Consider the following 19,366-nt stretch of genomic DNA (forward strand, 5'->3'; position numbering starts at 1 on the left):
GGATACGAAGCATGTGCTGTCTCAGACACCGCACAGTGGACGCGTAACACCTTCATGATAAGTCCTCGGCCTATTAGTACCAGTCACCTCCACACATTACTGCGCTTCCAGTTCCGGCCTATCAACCCGGTGGTCTGCCGGGGGCCTTACCCCAATAAAGGGTGAGAAACCTCATCTTGGAACAGGCTTCCCGCTTAGATGCTTTCAGCGGTTATCCCTTCCGAACGTAGCCAACCAGCCATGCCCCTGGCGGGACAACTGGCACACCAGAGGTTCGTCCGTCCCGGTCCTCTCGTACTAGGGACAGCCTTCCTCAAGTTTCTTACGCGCGCGGCGGATAGAGACCGAACTGTCTCACGACGTTCTAAACCCAGCTCGCGTGCCGCTTTAATGGGCGAACAGCCCAACCCTTGGGACCTACTCCAGCCCCAGGATGCGACGAGCCGACATCGAGGTGCCAAACCATCCCGTCGATATGGACTCTTGGGGAAGATCAGCCTGTTATCCCCGGGGTACCTTTTATCCGTTGAGCGACACCGCTTCCACATGCCGGTGCCGGATCACTAGTCCCGACTTTCGTCCCTGCTCGACCTGTCAGTCTCACAGTCAAGCTCCCTTGTGCACTTACACTCAACACCTGATTGCCAACCAGGCTGAGGGAACCTTTGGGCGCCTCCGTTACATTTTAGGAGGCAACCGCCCCAGTTAAACTACCCACCAGGCACTGTCCCTGAACCCGATCAGGGCCCGAGGTTAGACATCCAATACGATCAGAGTGGTATTTCAACAACGACTCCACAAACACTGGCGTGCCCGCTTCACAGTCTCCCACCTATCCTACACAAACCGAACCGAACACCAATACCAAGCTATAGTGAAGGTCCCGGGGTCTTTTCGTCCTGCCGCGCGTAACGAGCATCTTTACTCGTAATGCAATTTCGCCGAGTCTGTGGTCGAGACAGCAGAGAAGTCGTTACGCCATTCGTGCAGGTCGGAACTTACCCGACAAGGAATTTCGCTACCTTAGGATGGTTATAGTTACCACCGCCGTTTACTGGGGCTTAAATTCTCAGCTTCGCCACCACAAGGGCAGCTAACCGGTCCTCTTAACCTTCCAGCACCGGGCAGGCGTCAGTCCGTATACATCGTCTTACGACTTCGCACGGACCTGTGTTTTTAGTAAACAGTCGCTTCTCTCTGGTCTCTGCGACCCCACCCAGCTCACACCGTAAAGGCGATCACCAGACGAGGTCCCCCTTCTCCCGAAGTTACGGGGGCATTTTGCCGAGTTCCTTAACCACAGTTATCTCGATCGCCTCAGTATTCTCTACCTGACCACCTGTGTCGGTTTGGGGTACGGGCCATGTGAAAGCTCGCTAGAGGCTTTTCTCGGCAGCATAGGATCACTGAATTCACCACAACGGCTACGCATCACCTCTCAGGCACATGAGTGGCGGATTTGCCTACCACTCGCCCTACAGGCTTACACCGGCTATTCCACCAGCCGGCCCAGCTACCTTCCTGCGTCACCCCATCGCTTGACTACTACCACCGAAGGTCCCGTGCATCCACACACCCATCCCCCGAAGGGAACAGACCTGCTTCAGGACGGTTAGTACCAGTGATTCATCAGGGGCGCGTTCACACGGGTACGGGAATATCAACCCGTTGTCCATCGACTACGCCTGTCGGCCTCGCCTTAGGTCCCGACTCACCCTGGGCGGATTAACCTGGCCCAGGAACCCTTGGTCATTCGGCGGACGAGTTTCTCACTCGTCTTTCGCTACTCATGCCTGCATTCTCACTCGCATGGCCTCCACAACTAGTTCACACTGCTGCTTCCACGGCCACACGACGCTCCCCTACCCATCCACACCACTGCACAAGTTTCCGCAGAAACAAGCGTGTGTCATGCGAATGCCGCGGCTTCGGCGGTGTACTTGAGCCCCGCTACATTGTCGGCGCAGGACCACTTGACCAGTGAGCTATTACGCACTCTTTCAAGGGTGGCTGCTTCTAAGCCAACCTCCTGGTTGTCTCAGCGATCCCACATCCTTTTCCACTTAGTACACGCTTAGGGGCCTTAGCCGGCGATCTGGGCTGTTTCCCTCTCGACTACGAAGCTTATCCCCCGCAGTCTCACTGCCGCGCTCTCACACCCTGGCATTCGGAGTTTGGCTGACGTCAGTAACCTTGTAGGGCCCATCGGCCATCCAGTAGCTCTACCTCCAGAGTGAAACACGCGACGCTGCACCTAAATGCATTTCGGGGAGAACCAGCTATCACGGAGTTTGATTGGCCTTTCACCCCTACCCACAACTCATCCCCTCAGTTTTCAACCTAAGTGGGTTCGGGCCTCCACGACGTCTTACCATCGCTTCACCCTGGCCATGGGTAGATCACTCCGCTTCGGGTCTAGAACATGCCACTGCACCGCCCTATTCGGACTCGCTTTCGCTACGGCTACCCCACACGGGTTAACCTCGCGACATGCCACTAACTCGCAGGCTCATTCTTCAAAAGGCACGCCATCACCCACCAGCCACCAAAGACTGCACAGGCTCTGACGGATTGTAAGCGCACGGTTTCAGGTACTATTTCACTCCCCTCCCGGGGTACTTTTCATCTTTCCCTCACGGTACTAGTCCGCTATCGGTCACCAGGGAGTATTCAGGCTTATCGGGTGGTCCCGACAGATTCACACCGGATTTCACGGGCCCGGTGCTACTTGGGTACCTTTCACGAGAGCCGGCAAATTTTCGTCTACGGGATTCTCACCCTCTACGACAGGCCGTTCCAGACCACTTCGACTAATCCACCGGTTTCTTACTCTCGCTCATCATGACAGTGATGAGAAGAAAAGCCCCACAACCCCACAAGTGCAACCCCTGCCAGGTATCACACACCCATGGTTTGGCCTCTTCCGCGTTCGCTCGCCACTACTGACGGAATCACATATTGTTTTCTCTTCCTGTGGGTACTGAGATGTTTCACTTCCCCACGTTCCCTCCACACGCCCTATATATTCAGGCGCGGGTAACACGACATCACTCGTGCTGGGTTTCCCCATTCGGAAATCCTCGGATCACAGCTCGGTTGACAGCTCCCCGAGGCATATCGCAGCCTCCCACGTCCTTCATCGGCTCCTGGTGCCAAGACATCCACCGTACGCTCATAAACACTTACAACAAAGATGCTCGCGTCCACTGTGCAGTTCTCAAACAACACACAACAACCCCTACCGCAAGAACACACACCGTGTCTTGTTTCGTGGATCATCGTCGCTGAAAAAACACGAAAACGTGTTCCCTCAGGACCCAACAGCGCACCGATATAACCACCACCGAGAAGAACATGGCCTTCTCGCATCGCAGTGATGATTGCCAGCGTTCCACCCATGAGCACCACCGGACAACATGTGTATCCGTAATGGCTCTGCCGAACAGCACACAACCTGTGTTGCGACCATCTCGGAAGTTGCTCCTTAGAAAGGAGGTGATCCAGCCGCACCTTCCGGTACGGCTACCTTGTTACGACTTCGTCCCAATCGCCGATCCCACCTTCGACGGCTCCCTCCCACAAGGGGTTAGGCCACCGGCTTCGGGTGTTACCGACTTTCATGACGTGACGGGCGGTGTGTACAAGGCCCGGGAACGTATTCACCGCAGCGTTGCTGATCTGCGATTACTAGCGACTCCGACTTCACGGGGTCGAGTTGCAGACCCCGATCCGAACTGAGACCGGCTTTAAGGGATTCGCTCCACCTCACGGTATCGCAGCCCTCTGTACCGACCATTGTAGCATGTGTGAAGCCCTGGACATAAGGGGCATGATGACTTGACGTCGTCCCCACCTTCCTCCGAGTTGACCCCGGCAGTCTCCTGCGAGTCCCCACCATTACGTGCTGGCAACACAGGACAAGGGTTGCGCTCGTTGCGGGACTTAACCCAACATCTCACGACACGAGCTGACGACAGCCATGCACCACCTGTATACCGACCACAAGGGAAACCACATCTCTGCAGTCGTCCGGTATATGTCAAACCCAGGTAAGGTTCTTCGCGTTGCATCGAATTAATCCACATGCTCCGCCGCTTGTGCGGGCCCCCGTCAATTCCTTTGAGTTTTAGCCTTGCGGCCGTACTCCCCAGGCGGGGCGCTTAATGCGTTAGCTACGGCACGGATCCCGTGGAAGGAAACCCACACCTAGCGCCCACCGTTTACGGCGTGGACTACCAGGGTATCTAATCCTGTTCGCTACCCACGCTTTCGCTCCTCAGCGTCAGTTACTGCCCAGAGACCCGCCTTCGCCACCGGTGTTCCTCCTGATATCTGCGCATTTCACCGCTACACCAGGAATTCCAGTCTCCCCTGCAGTACTCGAGTTTGCCCGTATCGCCTGCAAGCCCGCAGTTGAGCTGCGGGATTTCACAGACGACGCGACAAACCGCCTACGAGCTCTTTACGCCCAGTAATTCCGGACAACGCTCGCACCCTACGTATTACCGCGGCTGCTGGCACGTAGTTGGCCGGTGCTTCTTCTCCAGGTACCGTCACTTGCGCTTCGTCCCTGGTGAAAGAGGTTTACAACCCGAAGGCCGTCATCCCTCACGCGGCGTCGCTGCATCAGGCTTTCGCCCATTGTGCAATATTCCCCACTGCTGCCTCCCGTAGGAGTCTGGGCCGTGTCTCAGTCCCAGTGTGGCCGGTCGCCCTCTCAGGCCGGCTACCCGTCGTCGCCTTGGTAGGCCATTACCCCACCAACAAGCTGATAGGCCGCGGGCTCATCCTGCACCGAAAAACTTTCCACCAAAAACCATGCAGCCTTTGGTCATATCCGGTATTAGACCCAGTTTCCCAGGCTTATCCCGAAGTGCAGGGCAGATCACCCACGTGTTACTCACCCGTTCGCCACTAATCCACCCAGCAAGCTGGGCTTCATCGTTCGACTTGCATGTGTTAAGCACGCCGCCAGCGTTCGTCCTGAGCCAGGATCAAACTCTCCGTTAAAGACTCTAGAAACACCTCGAAAGGCGAATCAGTCAAAGACATCGAGCCAAATCACTAGCAAAAAAACTCAAACTAGCAAAACACTGACCACCACAGACGGAAGAATGTGATGATCAGCAAATTCGACCACCGAACATCATCGGCGATCGCACCAAAATAATTGGCACTGACATTCATCGGCACACTGTTGAGTTCTCAAAGAACACGCACACACCATCGCTGTTCGAACTTGCTTCAACCAGCTCCGGGGCAACCGTTCCAACCTATCACAGCCAGCATACAGGGTGCAAACCCTCGTTCTGTTCCTGCTGTGATTGTTCTTGCGGACCTGAACATTACCATATCCCCGACCCTCTCGGCTCGGTTGGTGTCCCTGTCGCTCGAACAACGACAAAGTTACGCCACCGCTAACAGAGCGTCAAATCGCCTGGTAGACGCCCTGACAGCGGTGGCGCCGCTACGTTGTCAGCTCTGCACGACGCGCACACCGGCGAAGTTCCGTTTGCCGCGACGTACGACCATCCACTCGCCATGGAGTAGATCGTTGCCCGACGGCGTCCAGTCCTCGCTGGAGACGCGGACGTTGTTGACCGACGCACCGCCCTCCTTGACGGTCCGTCGAGCCGCCCCCTTGCTCTCACACAGTTCCGTTGCGACCAGAAGGTCGACGATGGTGTTCGGATCGCCGGCTCGGACCTCGGCTACCGAAGCCTCTGTCAACGCGGCAGCCAGCGTCCCCTCGTCGAGCTCCGCGAGTTCGCCGCGCCCGAACAATGCCCGGCTGGCGTGTTCGACCGCGTGAGTGTTCGCTTCACCGTGGACGAGGGTCGTCATCTCTGCTGCGAGACGCTTCTGGGCCTCGCGTGCGTGGGGACGTTCGGCGGTCGCGGTCTCGAGCTCGGCCAGTTCGTCCCGTGAGAGGAATGTGAACCATCGCAGGTACTTCATGACGTCGGCGTCTGCCGCGTTGACGAAGTACTGGTACCACGCGTACGGGCTCGTCATAGCCGGGTCGAGCCACAGGCTTCCACCGCCGGTCGACTTTCCGAACTTCTTGCCGTCCGAAGAGGTCACGAGCGGAACGGTCAAGGCATGCACCGAGGCTCCGTCGGTGCGCCGGTTCAGTTCGACACCCGCGATGATGTTGCCCCACTGATCGGAGCCACCGACCTGGAGCACGCACCCGTGTTTGCGGCGAAGTTCGACGTAGTCGTTGGCCTGGAGCAGCATGTAACTGAATTCCGTGTACGAGATTCCGTCGCCCTCGAGGCGGCGCTTGACCGTGTCGCGCGCGAGCATGACATTGACGGAGAAGTGTTTACCGACATCACGCAGGAAATCGACGACACTGAGCTGGCCCGTCCAGTCGAGATTGTTCACCACTACCGCGCCGGTGTCCGGGTCCCCGAAATCGACGAACCGTTCGAGTTGGCCACGGATGCGATCAGACCAATCGGCGACTGTATCGGCGGACTGCATGGTCCGCTCCCCCACGTCGCGTGGATCGCCGATCATGCCCGTCGCACCCCCGGCGAGCACGATCGGCCGATGTCCGGCTCGCTGGAAGCGCTTGAGTGCGAGGAGCGGCACGAGATGACCTGCGTGCAGGCTCGGCCCCGTGGGATCGAATCCGGCGTAGAGCGTGACCGGACCTGCATCGAGGTCCCATCGAAGTGCGTCGAGATCGGTCGATTGGGCAATGAGCCCGCGCCAGGTCAGTTCGTCCAGAATTTGCTCAGTCACCGTTCGATCATCCCACTACGGCTCAGAGGATCGGAGCGCGTGGGCTCCTTCGGTATGCGGAGACGCCGACCCCACCGCGGATCCAGAACCGCCACGGCCGGTCCGCAGCGACGCTGATTCCCACCCTCGGTCCCGCCTCCACCTGTGTCACCACTTCGGCGAGGGTGACCGATACCCGCGCACCCGGCGCGAATACATCCAGACCGTTGTCCTCGAGGGTCAGCCCGAGTGCTTGCGCAAGATTTCCCGGGCCCCGAGCGAGATTCTCCACGGGGGTGCCGGGCGTCCGCCGAGTCCGTACTGCGGTTTCACCGGTGAGCACTTCGGCACCGCGCAACAGCACCGCGGACGCCACGCCGGGGGCACCGACCGAGATGTTCGCGCAGTGATGGATTCCGTAGCTCCGATAGACGTACAGGTGTCCGGCAGGACCGAACATGACTCGATTGCGACCGGTCGGGCCCCGGTACGAATGCGCGGCCGGATCCGGCCACGGGCTGTCTTCGGGTCCGCCGTAGGCCTCGACCTCGGTAACACGCAGTGTCACCTCGCCAACTCTGATGTGAGCAGTCAGCACGGCGCGCGCTGCAGCAACCGGATCGAGAGCCGAGAGGCGGTCCGAGCTCAGCTCGCCACCCACCCGGCGACACCGCGCGCGACGAAATCCTCGTGCTCGGCGTCGGAGACGTCACGTGCATCGTCGACGAGCAGAACCGGAATTCCGTTCTCGATGGGATAGGCGCGGCGCAGCCTGGGGTTGTACAGCACCGTGTCGTCGACTAGCAGAAGCGGACCCTTGTCCTGCGGGCAGGCCAGGATGCTCAACAGTGTGGGATCGACGGCCACGGAGGTCCTCTCGACGGTTGGTGGTGAACGCGCTCAGGCTACCGCGCGACCGGGCCGGAGCGGTCCGTGCCCGACGTCCACTTCGTCCATACCGCCTTGGTGAACCGTCGGTACGCCCCCGTCGCGGGGTCTGCATACCAGGACCGGACGCTGGGAGCAGGTAACCCTCGTGCATGCAGAACCTCGGTGACCGGGCGATACGACGGTCCGAGAGCTATCTCCGCAACCACATGAACCAGATCCGGTCGCTCGTCGACCGGCAGGGCGTCGAGGGCCACTGTGATCTCGGACGCGGTCGGCGCCCGGTTCTCGCGGAGCGTGATTGCCGCCACTGCGATATCGGCGTGGCCGACGGACACTCCGTACGACACTGCGAGGTCGACGCGCGGGAGACTGCCGAGAACATCGACGACCGGCTGCGCATAGACCGGGCCGTGCGGTGTCACGATGACCGAACGCTTGTTGTCGAGGAGCCAGAAGTCCCCGTCGGCATCGCGCCGGAACAGATTGTCGGTAGGGACCCAACTGTCGCCCGGCTCGAACACACCCCGCATCACTGCGGTGAGGCTTTCCGCCGAGTGACCCCGTCGGCCGAGCAGCAACCCGACTTCATCGGAGTCACATTCACGGACGAACCCGCGGTCGCCCTCGACAAGTCGTCCGGCAATCGCGTCGTAGGCAGCCAGTCGGACCTCGGCGCTGCCTGGCAAGGGACGCCCTTTCGAACCGATCTTGGCCCCGGACACATTCGCCAGCACGATGTCGCCCTCGGTCGACGCGTAGAACTCGAGGACCCGCGCCGGCGCGAATCGCTCCAGGGTGCGCCGCCACAGGCCCGGTGTCATACCGGACCCGAGGAACAATCGGATGGGATGGATATCGTCGGAGTGCCAGGAGGAGCTGCCGAGGACAGTGTGGAGCATCGACCAGGTGTAGGTCACCACCGTCACCCCGTAGCGGTGGATCTCCTCGCGGAACCGCGCCGGGTCCAATTCCCGCGACAGAGCGATTCGGGCGCCACCCGCAAGAGCTCCCCCGAGCCCGACCAGCAAACCCGACGAATGATACAGAGGTGCAAGGCAATACATGGTGTCGCCGCGGTCGAGGGCCGCTGCGGTCGCAGTGCCGAAGGCCGACAACGCCCACCGGTGATTCGTGATCCGCTTCATCTCGAGTGCGTCGCCGCTACCCGTGAACAGTATGAACGCCAGTTCGCGAGCGAGCCCTGGATTCGGCACGTACCAGCCCGGCAGCTCCACGGCCGACACGTCGAGCCGTTCGAGATCGACGACGTCAGCACCGGGCGGAACATCCAGGTCGCGAACGTCGCCACCGCCGAGGACCAGCGCGGGCAGACCGGTAGCGGCGGCGCGGTCGAGGTTCTCCGGATCGGTGATGACCTTCTCGACGGCGCCGAGCCTGATGGCCTCGGCGAGGTCCGGACCAGGGGCCAGCATCACCGACACCCCGCCGAGCCGCGACACCGCAGCAACTGCCGCCATAGCGCTGGGACGAGTTCCCATCAGGATGCCGACGTGCATGGCCGGGCGGATTCCACAACTGACGAGACCGAGGACGATGGCGTCGATCCGAGCGTTGACGACCGCGTACGTGTACACGCGGTCGTCGTAGATGAAGCACTCGCGTTGAGCGGCCTTGCTGCCCTGTTCGGCGAGCAATCCTCCGACAGAGACACGAGTGTGGGATTGGAGTTGCCGCAACCGAGCAAGCCGCGGTAGAGCACGTATCGCTTCCCCCGACAGTTCGCGGGCACCCCGTACAGCGCCGACGGCGATGTCTGCGACGCCTTCGACGAGTTCGGTACCCACCTCGGCGATCGTCGTGGCTGTGTGAGTGATGCGATTACCGATTGTCACACCGGTCTCGTCTTCTCCGTGCGGATTCGGCGTTTCCATCGGAACCACTCCGACGGGCCGGTCCGATTGGCCGTCACGCCAGTGCACCCATTCACTCACAGCCGGCCACGTCTGTTGTGCAGCAACCGATCCCACGACGAGACCGAAATGACCCGCGCGCAGCGAATACTCGTACACGTCGGCGCGAGGCGCGGCCTTGCGGATGCCTCGAACCGCGAGCGGTTGGCCGATGTCGTCGACCTCACCGACGAAAGCGAGTATCGGGCAGGTGATCTCAGCGAGACTGACCGCGCGGTCGTTGATCACGAACCCGCCGCTCATCATCCGGTTGTGCGCGATGAACTGCCGCAGCAGTTCTGCGACGGCCGGCCCCGACCATGCCACCCAACCTTCCGTATCGAGGAACCTGCGCTGCGGTTCACGCGGAAGAAGTGCCTCACGGTCGTGCAACTGCATGAGGAAGTCGATGCGTGAGCGTACGGTCTTGACGGGATCGAGGAACTGGAAGCCGGTGCGCGCCATCCAGCCCGAGATCGCAAGCCGGTTGAATACGTGGTCGGCCAGGAAGTCCGCGGATCTGACCGCGAGGGCATCGGGAATACCGAATGGGAGCGCTGCCAGGGTGTCGACGGGGCTCCCGAACGTCACGAGGCTCGCGATGTTGCGGCTCCGCCGGTATGCCGCAGCCTGATAACAGAACATTCCGCCCTGCGAGTACCCGGACAGGTGGACGTCGCGACCCGTGTACTCGTGGACCCGATCGATGATGTCGTCGAGGGCCACGATGTGATCGGTCAGCGTGCGTCCCCACCCGCCTTCTTCTTGGTCGGGCGACCCGAAATCGACTACCCACGGGTCCAGTCCCAGCGACTGCAGCATCCCGACAGCACCCGCGTCGGGGGTGACGTCGTACACATCGGCCGCCATCATCATCGGAGGCACGAGCACGATCGGAATTCCTGAGCGGGCGGTGTCGGCTTCGGGAAAGTACCGACGGAGCCGGTACATCGGGGTACGCACGACGACCTGGAACGGAGACGGCGTTGCCCCCGATTCCAGGCCGCCGAAACGGACCACCTCGAGACCGTTCTGTGCCGTGGCAATGATGCGCCGCAGGGACCCGATCACCGCGTCAGAACTGAGTTCCACCTACCGCCCCCTCCACCTGGCGTCCGACGTCCCGGTTCACGGTCTCAGAGTGCCACACGGCCCGCCCCTGTCGGTGGTGCCCCACGAAGTGTCGCCCGATGGCAACAGATCGTGGTCCGAGCTCTACTCGGTCAGGCGCGCACCCACGAGCGCAGGTTCTGCGTTTCGGCCCGCACGTCGTCGAGCTGCTCGGCGACGCGGACACCTGCCGTGCCGCCGCGCGCATTCCTCGAGGCCACCGATCCCTCGACCGTGAGCACCTCACGGACAGAAGGAGTGAGGGCGGGATCGACCGCAGCGAGCTCGTCGTCAGTGAGCTCATCGAGTCCGACACCACGTGCTTCTGCGACACGTACGCACGCCCCGGCCGCTTCGTGTGCAACCCGGAAGGGCACGCCCTGCCGGACCATCCACTCCGCGATGTCGGTCGCGAGGGTGAAACCGGCCGGTGCGAGTTCTGCCATGCGGTCGGTGTGGAACGTCAGTGTCGCTATCAGCCCGGTGATGGCGGGCAGCAACAACTCGAGTTGCGCAACCGAATCGAAGACCGGTTCCTTGTCTTCTTGGAGGTCTCGGTTGTAGGCGAGCGGTTGTGCCTTGAGCGTGGCCAGCAGACCGGTGAGGTTGCCGATCAGACGCCCGGCTTTTCCGCGCGTGAGCTCGGACACATCGGGGTTTTTCTTCTGCGGCATGATCGACGACCCTGTTGACCATGCGTCGGCGAGTGTGACGTACCGGAATTCGGGTGTGCTCCAGAGGATCACCTCTTCCGCCATCCGCGATAGGTCGACCGCGATCTGCGCGAACACGAACGCAGCCTCGGCCGCGAAGTCGCGCGAACTGGTCGCGTCGATCGAGTTGTTCGCAGCGGAGTCGAACCCGAGATCCTCGGCGATCGCATCCGGGTCCAGCCCTAGCGACGACCCCGCCAGCGCGCCCGACCCGTATGGCGACACGGCAGCGCGCTTGTCGAAATCGCGCACGCGGTCGACGTCTCGCAGCAGCGGATGCGCGTGCGCGAGCAGGTGGTGTGCAAGGAGCACAGGCTGCGCGGCCTGCAGGTGCGTCTTGCCCGGCATGATCGCGTCCGGGTGCGCCGCAGCCTGCCCGGCGATCGCCTCCACGACGTCGAGAACTCCGTCGCCGATACGCCGGGCCGCGTCTCGGAGCCACATCCGGAACAACGTGGCGACCTGGTCGTTTCGCGACCGTCCCGCCCGCAGCCGCCCACCGATCTCGGGACCGACGCGCTCGATGAGTCCGCGTTCGAGCGCACCGTGTACGTCCTCGTCGGATTCTGCCGGGGTGAACGCCCCTGAGGCGACGTCCGTGGCGAGCTGTTCGAGACCGTCGAGCATCGTCGCCAGATCGGACTCGGTCAGCAACCCCGCACGGTGCAGGACCTTCGCATGGGCCTGCGAGGCGCGCACGTCGTACGGGGCAAGCACCCAGTCGAAGTGCGTGGACTTGCTCAGAGCCGCCATGGCGGCGGCCGGTCCCGATTCGAACCGGCCGCCCCACAGGGCACCTTCGTTGGTGCCGTGAGCCTGAGTCATTGTTACAGGCCCAGATCGCGCTTGGCCGCGACCTTCGAGGAGAGGCCGTGGATCTGCACGAAGCCCTTGGCGTTCGACTGGTCGAAGCTGTCCCCCTCGTCGTAGGTGGCGAGGTTGAAGTCGTACAGCGACTCGGGGCTGCGGCGACCGTTGACCGAGATATGACCGCCGTGCATGACCATTCGGATGTCGCCGGTGACGCGTTCCTGCGTCTTCTCGACGAATGCGTCGAGCGCGTACTTGAGCGGGGAGAACCACAGGCCGTCGTAGACGAGCTCGCTCCACCGCTCTTCGACGCGACGCTTGTAGCGGCCGAGCTCGCGTTCGAGAGTGACGTGCTCGAGCTCCTGATGAGCCGTGATCAACGCGATCGCGCCGGGAGCCTCGTAGATCTCACGGCTCTTGATGCCGACGAGACGGTCCTCGACCATGTCGAGTCTGCCCACACCCTGGGCACCGGCACGCTTGTTGAGCTGCTGGATCGCTTCGAGTGTGGTGACGTGCTTGCCGTCGATGGCGACAGGACGTCCCGCTTCGAAGCTGATGATGACCTCGTCGGGGGCCTGCCAGTTGAGGGTCGGGTCTTCGGTGTAGTCGTAGACGTCCTTGGTCGGAGCGTTCCACAGGTCTTCGAGGAAGCCGGTCTCGACAGCGCGACCCCACACGTTCTGATCGATCGAGAACGGAGACTTCTTCGTCACGTTGATCGGCAGGCCGTGCTCACCAGCGAACGCGATCGCCTTCTCACGGGTCCAGGCGTAGTCGCGGACGGGCGCGATGACCTGCAGGTCGGGAGCGAGGGCGCCGAAGCCGACCTCGAATCGAACCTGATCGTTGCCCTTGCCTGTGCAGCCGTGCGACACGATGGTGCCGCCGTGCTCCCGTGCAGCCTGCACGATGTGCTTGACGATCAGCGGACGGCTGATCGCAGACACCAATGGGTAGCGGTCCATGTACAGAGCATTGGCCTGCACGGTCGGCAGGCAGTACTCGGTCGCGAACTCGTCCTTGGCATCGACGACCACGGATTCGACAGCCCCGCAGTCGAGGGCGCGCTGACGCACGACCTCCATGTCCTCGCCGCCCTGGCCGAGATCGATGGCGACGGCGACGACCTCCTTGCCGGTCTCCTTGCCGATCCAGCTGATGGCAACGGAGGTGTCCAGCCCGCCCGAGTAGGCGAGTACGACGCGATCGGCCATGGTGATTGTGCTCCTTCTTATCTTTCTTGTCTTTGACGTCTGTCGATCAGTGGTAGGTCAGGCGAGTGATTCGATTTTCGCAGCCAGGTCGGCTCCGGTGTTCGGTTCCCGGGCGATCACAGCGATGGTGTCGTCACCCGCGATCGTGCCGACCACTTCCGGTAATGATGCACGATCGAGTGCACTGGCCAGATAGTGCGCTGCTCCGGGAGGGGTACGAAGCACCGCGATGTTGCCGCTCGAGTCGGTCGACACGAGCAGTTCGCCGAGAAGTTTCGACAGTCGGTCGGTGCCACCCGTGACGCCGCGGACCGGACTTCCGTCCTCAGGGACGACATACACGCCTGCTCCCCCGTCGGCCGCCCGGAGCTTGACGGCTCCGAGTTCCTCGAGATCACGGGAGAGCGTGGCGGTCGAAACTTCGATGCCCTCATCGGCAAGCATGGCCGCGAGCTCGGTGTGACTGCGCACCGCGCGTGCGGCCAACAACGCGATGATGCGTGCTTGCCGGGCCGCCCGAGTCGGAGCGCTCACCGCAATGTCGTCTCGGTCGGGCGCGGTGCTCATCGTCAGCTCCGGCTCTGTTCGAGCAGCCACACGAGCAGTGCTTTCTGCGCGTGCAGACGATTCTCCGCTTCGTCCCACACGACCGCGCGGGGACCGTCGATGACCTCGGCTGTGATCTCTTTGCCCCGGTAGGCGGGAAGGCAGTGCAACACGATCGAGTCGGACTTCGACAGTGCGACGATCTCGTCGTTCAGCTGGAACGGCCGAAACACCGCCTCTCGGTCGAGGCCGTCGTTCTCCTGTCCCATGGACACCCAGGTGTCGGTGACGAGGACGTCGACATCCTCCGCCGCGGCCCGCGGCTCACCGGTGATCGTGATGCTTCCGCCGGTCTGCTCGGCACGGACACGGGTGGCCTCGACGACATCCGGGTCGGGGGCGAACCCTTCTGGGGTGGCGACGGTGACGTGCATGCCCGCGGTGACGCCGCCGAGCATCAGCGAGTGCGCCATGTTGTTGGCGCCGTCACCGAAGTAGGTCATCTTCAGGCCTGCGGTGCTGCCCTTGTGCTCGCGGATGGTTTGCAGGTCTGCGAGAACCTGGCAAGGGTGGAAGGTGTCGGTGAGCGCATTGACCACGGGCACGTCGGAGTGAGTGGCGAGCGTCTCGATACGGTCCTGACCGTACGTGCGCCAGACCACCGCCTTCGTGAAGCGGGAGAACATGCGCGCAGTGTCGTCGAGGGTTTCGCCCTTGCCGATCTGGGTGGCGCCCGCATCGACGACGATCGCGTGTCCGCCGAGTTGTGCGATGCCCGCATCGAACGAGAAGCGGGTCCGTGTGGACGTCTTGTCGAAGAGGACAGCGACGCTGTACGGGCCTTCGAGTGGGCGACGCGAGAGCGGATTCTTCTTCAACTCTGCGGCGAGTTCGAGGACTTCGTTCTGTTCCGCCGGGGTGAGATCGTCGTCGCGGAGGAAATGTCTGACCATGGTCACCGGCCCCCTTCCTGGGATGCGGTGTCGAGGATGCCTGGCAGTGCGGTGACGAATCCGTCCGCCTGCTCTTGGGTGAGGATGAGCGGCGGCGCGAGACGAATCACATCGGCTGCGGCCGCGTTGATCAGGTACCCGGCGTCGCGCGCGGCGGCTTCGACAGCACCGGCCTTGGTGCCGGTGAGCACGATGCCGAGAAGCAGGCCCGAACCGCGCACGTGATCCACGAGCGGATGACCGAGTTCTTCGATTCCGGCGGAGAGCGCCTTGCCCACCGAATCGACGTGGGCGAGCAGATTCTGTTCGTCGATGGTGCGCAGCACGGCGAGCGCCGCAGCAGCGCACACTGGATTGCCGCCGAAGGTGGTGCCGTGCTTGCCCGGGGTGAGCAGATCGGCGGCGGATCCGGTTGCGAGGACCGCGCCGATGGGGAGGCCTCCGCCGAGTCCCTTGGCAAGCGTCATCACATCGGGGACGATTCCTGCCGCCTGATGCGCGAAGAAGGTGCCGGTGCGGCCGATGCCGGTCTGCACTTCGTCGAGCACGAGCAGCGCGCCGTGTTCGGAGGTGAGGCGACGAGCACCTGCCAAGTATCCCTCGGGCGGTACGACGACGCCCGACTCACCCATGATCGGTTCGAGGAACACGGCGGCGGTGGTGTCGTCGATCGCGGCGGCGAGTGCGTCGAGGTCGCCGTAGGGAACGAATTCCACGCCTGCCGGCATCGGTTCGAACGGTGCGCGCTTGTCAGGTTGACCCGTGAGTGCAAGGGCACCCATCGTACGACCGTGAAATGCCTTCTCGGCGGCGATGATCTTGGGACGGCCGGTGAGCCGCGCAATCTTGAACGCGGCTTCGTTGGCTTCGGTCCCGGAGTTGCAGAAGAACGCGCGACCCGGGTGCCCCCAGCGTCCGAGGAGTTGTTCGGCGAGGTCGAGAACCGGCTGAGAGGCATACAGATTCGACACGTGCCCGAGTTGGCCCAGCTGCGCGGTGACGGCCTCGATGACGGCCGGGTGGCGGTGACCGAGGCTGTTGACTGCGATGCCGCCGAGCAGATCGAGATACTGCTTACCGTCGGCGTCGGTGAGGACGGCGCCGTCGCCCGCGACGAGCGCGACCTTGGGCACCCCGTAGTTGTTCATGAGTGAGCCGGCCCAGCGCTGCTGGAGCTCGGACGTGCCGGTCATGCGGCGCCTTCCTGGTCGTGGGCAGGCACCACCATGGTGCCGATACCTTCTTCGGTGAACAGTTCGAGCAGGACGGAGTGCGGCTGGCGCCCGTCGATGACGTGCGCGCTGGGAACTCCGCCCTGTACGGCGCGCAGGCACGCCTCCATTTTCGGGACCATCCCGGAGTCGAGGGACGGAAGGAGCGCCTCGAGTGCGACAGTGTCGATCGACGAGGTGAGCGAGCTACGGTCCGGCCAGTCGGTGTAGAGACCTTCGACGTCGGTGAGGACGACGAGTTTCTCCGCGCCGAGCGCTTCGGCGAGGGCTGCGGCCGCGGTGTCGGCGTTGATGTTGTGCACGACGCCGTCCGCGTCGGGCGCGATGGTCGACACTACGGGGATGCGTCCTGCCGCAATGAGGTCGAGCACCGCCGCGGGGTCGACGGTGGTGACGTCGCCGACGAGCCCGATGTCGGTATCGGTTCCGTCTACCAGGACGGTGCGCCGGGTCGCGGTGAACAGCTGCGCGTCCTCACCGGAGATCCCGACCGCGTAGGGCCCGTGGCTGTTGATCAGGCCGACGAGTTCGCGGCCGACCTGTCCGAACAGCACCATGCGTACGACATCCATGACGTCGGGGGTGGTCACCCGGAAACCGCCGCGGAACTCGCCTTCCATGCCTAGCCGCTTCAGCATGGTGTTGATCTGTGGGCCCCCGCCGTGCACCACCACCGGATGTATGCCGACGGTGCGCAGGAACGCCATGTCGGCAGCGAACGCAACTTTGAGGGCGCCGTCGGTCATGGCGTTGCCGCCGTATTTGACGACGACGATCTTGTCGCGGAATTTCTGCAGCCACGGCAGAGCTTCGGCGAGTACGAACGCCTTCTGGTGCGAGGTCAGGCTCGCGATGAGGTCGTCGGTCATGGGGTCTCCTGTATCGACCGGTGATCTGGGGGCCGCTCGATCAGGACGAGTAGGCCGAGTTCTCTTCCACGTAGGCGTGCGAGAGGTCGGTGGTACGGATGGAGGCTTCGGCGTCGCCGACACCGAGGTCGATCTCCAACGCGATGTCGATGCCGGACAGGTCCACCTCACGGGCGCCGGGAGCGCCGACTCCGTCGATGCACACCGGGCTGCCGTTGAACGTCACCGAGATCTTGTCGGGGTCGAGTTCGATGGGGGCGATGCCGATCGCAGCGAGGACACGGCCCCAGTTGGGATCGGAGCCGAAAAGCGCGGTCTTGACCAGGCTGTCGCGGGCAACCGTGCGGGCGCCGATCAGGGCATGGGCCTCGGAAGCGGCACCGCGCACCGTGACGATGACGCGCTTGGTGACGCCTTCGGCGTCGGCCATCATCTGCGCTGCCAGGTCGTCACATACCGCGAGGACGGCAGCATCGAGTTCGTTCTGCGTCGGGCTCACACCGCTGGCGCCGGATGCGAGGAGCAGGACCGTGTCGTTGGTACTGGTGGCACCGTCGATGTCGAGTCGGTCGAATGTCATGCGGGTCGCGCCGCGCAGCGCTCGGCTGAGCTGTTCGGCGGTGGCGACGGCGTCGGTGGTCACCACGCACAGCATGGTGGCAAGCGCAGGTGCCAGCATGCCCGCGCCCTTCGCCATGCCACCCACATTCCACTTGTCGGCGTGATGCAGAGCAGCCTGCTTGGGCACGGTGTCGGTGGTCATGATGGCGTAGGCGGCGTCGGTACCCCCGGAGATGCCACCGGCAAGTTCGTGCACGATGTCCTGGACGCCGGAGAGCACCTTGTCCATGGGCAATCGGTCGCCGATGAGTCCGGTCGAGCACACGGCGACCTCGCCGGCGCCGGTCTCGGTACCCCAGTTGCTCAGCGCCTCGGCGACGGCTTCGGCGGTGGCATGGGTGTCCTGGAATCCGCCGGGTCCGGTGCATGCGTTGGCTCCCCCGGAGTTGAGGACCACGGCGCGTAATGCGTGCGAGGCCAGCACCTGCTGGGACCACAGGACGGGTGCGGCCTTGACCTTGTTTGCCGTGAACACACCGGCGGCAGTGAGGTCGGGGCCTTCGTTGAACACGAGCGCGAGATCGGGCCTGCCGGAGATCTTGATACCTGCGGGAATTCCTGCGGCGCGGAATCCGGCGGGGCTGGTGACGCCCTGGGTGCGGATGAGCCGTCCCCCGGCGATGTCGACCGCGTCGCTGTAGACGTGGTCTGCGTGCTTGTCGGCGCTCTCGGTCACGGTGCAACTCCCACTGTGGGCAGGCCCGCGGTCTCGGGTAGACCGACGGCAAGGTTCATGGATTGGACGGCACCGCCTGCGGTGCCCTTGGTGAGATTGTCGATCGCGGCGATTGCGACCAGAAGTCCGGCGTCGGTGTCGACGGTGACCGAGATCTGCACGGCGTTGGATCCGACGACGGCGCCGGTCGCGGGTAGCACGCCGTCGGGAAGCAGATGCACGAATGGTTCGTCGGAATAGGCCTTTTCGTATACGGCGCGCACCTCTGCGATCGACGCTGTGGTCGGGGCGGTGCACGTGGCCAGGATCCCGCGCGGCATCGGGGCCAGCACGGGGGTGAACGAGACCGTCACCGGTGCGCCTGCGAGCGCGGACAGATTCTGTTTGATCTCCGGCGTGTGCCGGTGTGCGCCCGCGACGCCGTAGGCGCGCGCCGAGCCCATCACTTCGGAACCGAGCAGGTCGACTCGAGGGGACTTGCCTGCGCCGGAGGTTCCGGAGACCGCCACGATCCGGACTGCCGGTTCGACGATGCCTGCAGCGACGGCCGGGGCCAGCGCGAGTGTCGCGGACGTCGGGTAGCAGCCGGGGACCGCAATGCGGGTGGCGCCGGTGAGCTGCTCCCGCTTTCCGGCGAGTTCCGGAAGTCCGTAGGGCCAGGTGCCTGCATGGTCGGTTCCGTACCAGCGTTGCCAGTCGTCGGAGTCCTCGAGCCGGAAGTCTGCGCCGCAGTCGATCACGACAGTAGTACCGGGCAGTTGCTCGGCGAGCGCGGCGGAGTGGCCGTGCGGCAACCCGAGGAAGACGACGTCGTGACCGGCAAGCGAGTCGAGGTCGGTCGGCGCCAGCACTCGCTCCGCGAGCGGGTGCAGGTGCGGATGGAACTCGCGCAGGGCGGCGCCCGCGTTGCCACCCGCGGTCAGTGCACCGATGACGAGGGATCCGTCCAGGTAGGCGGGATGCGCGAGAAGCAGGCGTAGGACCTCGCCACCCGCGTAGCCGCTGGCGCCCGCTACTGCGACCCGGAGTGGCGACTGCGGTGTCGCTGTGAATGCCGGTGAGTTACCCATGCGATTGATTATGCAC

At 63.3% G+C, this 19,366-nt stretch carries 12 protein-coding genes and 2 rRNA genes; all 14 read right to left on the reverse strand.

Going from position 1 to position 19,366, the window contains the following annotated elements:
* Positions 1 to 53: 53 nt before the first annotated feature.
* Positions 54 to 3,188 (reverse strand): 23S ribosomal RNA (locus tag ACTDXD_RS24985).
* 300 nt (positions 3,189 to 3,488) lie between these two features.
* Positions 3,489 to 5,010 (reverse strand): 16S ribosomal RNA (locus tag ACTDXD_RS24990).
* The 16S and 23S rRNA genes sit together here, the layout of an rRNA operon.
* A 465-nt stretch (positions 5,011 to 5,475) precedes the next feature.
* Positions 5,476 to 6,753 (reverse strand): tyrosine--tRNA ligase, encoded by a 1,278-nt coding sequence (gene tyrS, locus ACTDXD_RS24995; protein ID WP_440124851.1) that lies wholly within the window; start codon positions 6,751 to 6,753, stop codon positions 5,476 to 5,478.
* A 22-nt stretch (positions 6,754 to 6,775) separates the two neighbouring features.
* Positions 6,776 to 7,381 carry a DNA-3-methyladenine glycosylase gene (locus tag ACTDXD_RS25000; RefSeq protein WP_440127788.1) on the reverse strand — a complete coding sequence of 202 codons (606 nt, stop codon included), beginning with the start codon at positions 7,379 to 7,381 and terminating at the stop codon, positions 6,776 to 6,778.
* Positions 7,378 to 7,599, reverse strand: coding sequence for a Trm112 family protein (locus ACTDXD_RS25005; RefSeq protein WP_054807378.1), 222 nt, complete (start codon positions 7,597 to 7,599; stop codon positions 7,378 to 7,380). Before ACTDXD_RS25005 ends, ACTDXD_RS25000 begins: the two co-directional genes overlap by 4 nt.
* Before the next feature lie 38 nt (positions 7,600 to 7,637).
* Complete coding sequence (locus tag ACTDXD_RS25010) at positions 7,638 to 10,625, reverse strand: alpha/beta fold hydrolase (RefSeq protein WP_440124852.1); 2,988 nt, start codon at positions 10,623 to 10,625, stop codon at positions 7,638 to 7,640.
* Between the two features lie 131 nt (positions 10,626 to 10,756).
* Positions 10,757 to 12,181, reverse strand: coding sequence for an argininosuccinate lyase (gene argH, locus ACTDXD_RS25015; protein ID WP_440124853.1), 1,425 nt, complete (start codon positions 12,179 to 12,181; stop codon positions 10,757 to 10,759).
* Positions 12,182 to 12,183: 2 nt separating this feature from the next.
* Positions 12,184 to 13,383 carry an argininosuccinate synthase gene (locus ACTDXD_RS25020; protein ID WP_169686759.1) on the reverse strand — a complete coding sequence of 400 codons (1,200 nt, stop codon included), beginning with the start codon at positions 13,381 to 13,383 and terminating at the stop codon, positions 12,184 to 12,186.
* Between the two features lie 57 nt (positions 13,384 to 13,440).
* Positions 13,441 to 13,950, reverse strand: coding sequence for an arginine repressor (locus ACTDXD_RS25025; protein WP_440124854.1), 510 nt, complete (start codon positions 13,948 to 13,950; stop codon positions 13,441 to 13,443).
* Positions 13,951 to 13,952: 2 nt separating this feature from the next.
* The gene (gene argF / locus ACTDXD_RS25030; protein ID WP_440127789.1) at positions 13,953 to 14,882 is read right to left on the reverse strand and encodes an ornithine carbamoyltransferase; all 930 of its coding nucleotides are present in this window, start codon (positions 14,880 to 14,882) and stop codon (positions 13,953 to 13,955) included.
* Between the two features lie 2 nt (positions 14,883 to 14,884).
* Complete coding sequence (locus ACTDXD_RS25035; RefSeq protein ID WP_440124855.1) at positions 14,885 to 16,075, reverse strand: acetylornithine transaminase; 1,191 nt, start codon at positions 16,073 to 16,075, stop codon at positions 14,885 to 14,887.
* The gene (argB, locus tag ACTDXD_RS25040) at positions 16,072 to 16,983 is read right to left on the reverse strand and encodes an acetylglutamate kinase (RefSeq protein WP_440124856.1); all 912 of its coding nucleotides are present in this window, start codon (positions 16,981 to 16,983) and stop codon (positions 16,072 to 16,074) included. The genes ACTDXD_RS25035 and argB overlap by 4 nt, the downstream gene beginning before the upstream one ends.
* Before the next feature lie 40 nt (positions 16,984 to 17,023).
* A complete protein-coding gene (gene argJ / locus ACTDXD_RS25045; RefSeq protein ID WP_440124857.1) occupies positions 17,024 to 18,280 on the reverse strand; it encodes a bifunctional glutamate N-acetyltransferase/amino-acid acetyltransferase ArgJ in 1,257 nt (418 codons plus the stop codon).
* Entirely contained in the window at positions 18,277 to 19,350 is a 1,074-nt protein-coding gene (argC, locus tag ACTDXD_RS25050) for an N-acetyl-gamma-glutamyl-phosphate reductase (protein ID WP_440124858.1), read from the reverse strand. The genes argJ and argC overlap by 4 nt, the downstream gene beginning before the upstream one ends.
* Positions 19,351 to 19,366 lie beyond the last annotated feature (16 nt).

It is taken from the genome of Rhodococcus sp. SJ-3 (genome assembly GCF_051918125.1).
GTDB lineage: Bacteria > Actinomycetota > Actinomycetes > Mycobacteriales > Mycobacteriaceae > Rhodococcus.

Bases quoted from the DNA above. Each gene is read 5' to 3' on its own strand.
- argF (WP_440127789.1), bottom strand. From the start codon at position 14,882: ATGGTCAGACATTTCCTCCGCGACGACGATCTCACCCCGGCGGAACAG.
- argC (WP_440124858.1), bottom strand. From the start codon at position 19,350: ATGGGTAACTCACCGGCATTCACAGCGACACCGCAGTCGCCACTCCGG.
- argH (WP_440124853.1), bottom strand. From the start codon at position 12,181: ATGACTCAGGCTCACGGCACCAACGAAGGTGCCCTGTGGGGCGGCCGG.
- ACTDXD_RS25025 (WP_440124854.1), bottom strand. From the start codon at position 13,950: ATGAGCACCGCGCCCGACCGAGACGACATTGCGGTGAGCGCTCCGACT.
- ACTDXD_RS25020 (WP_169686759.1), bottom strand. From the start codon at position 13,383: ATGGCCGATCGCGTCGTACTCGCCTACTCGGGCGGGCTGGACACCTCC.
- argB (WP_440124856.1), bottom strand. From the start codon at position 16,983: ATGACCGACGACCTCATCGCGAGCCTGACCTCGCACCAGAAGGCGTTC.
- ACTDXD_RS25035 (WP_440124855.1), bottom strand. From the start codon at position 16,075: ATGACCGGCACGTCCGAGCTCCAGCAGCGCTGGGCCGGCTCACTCATG.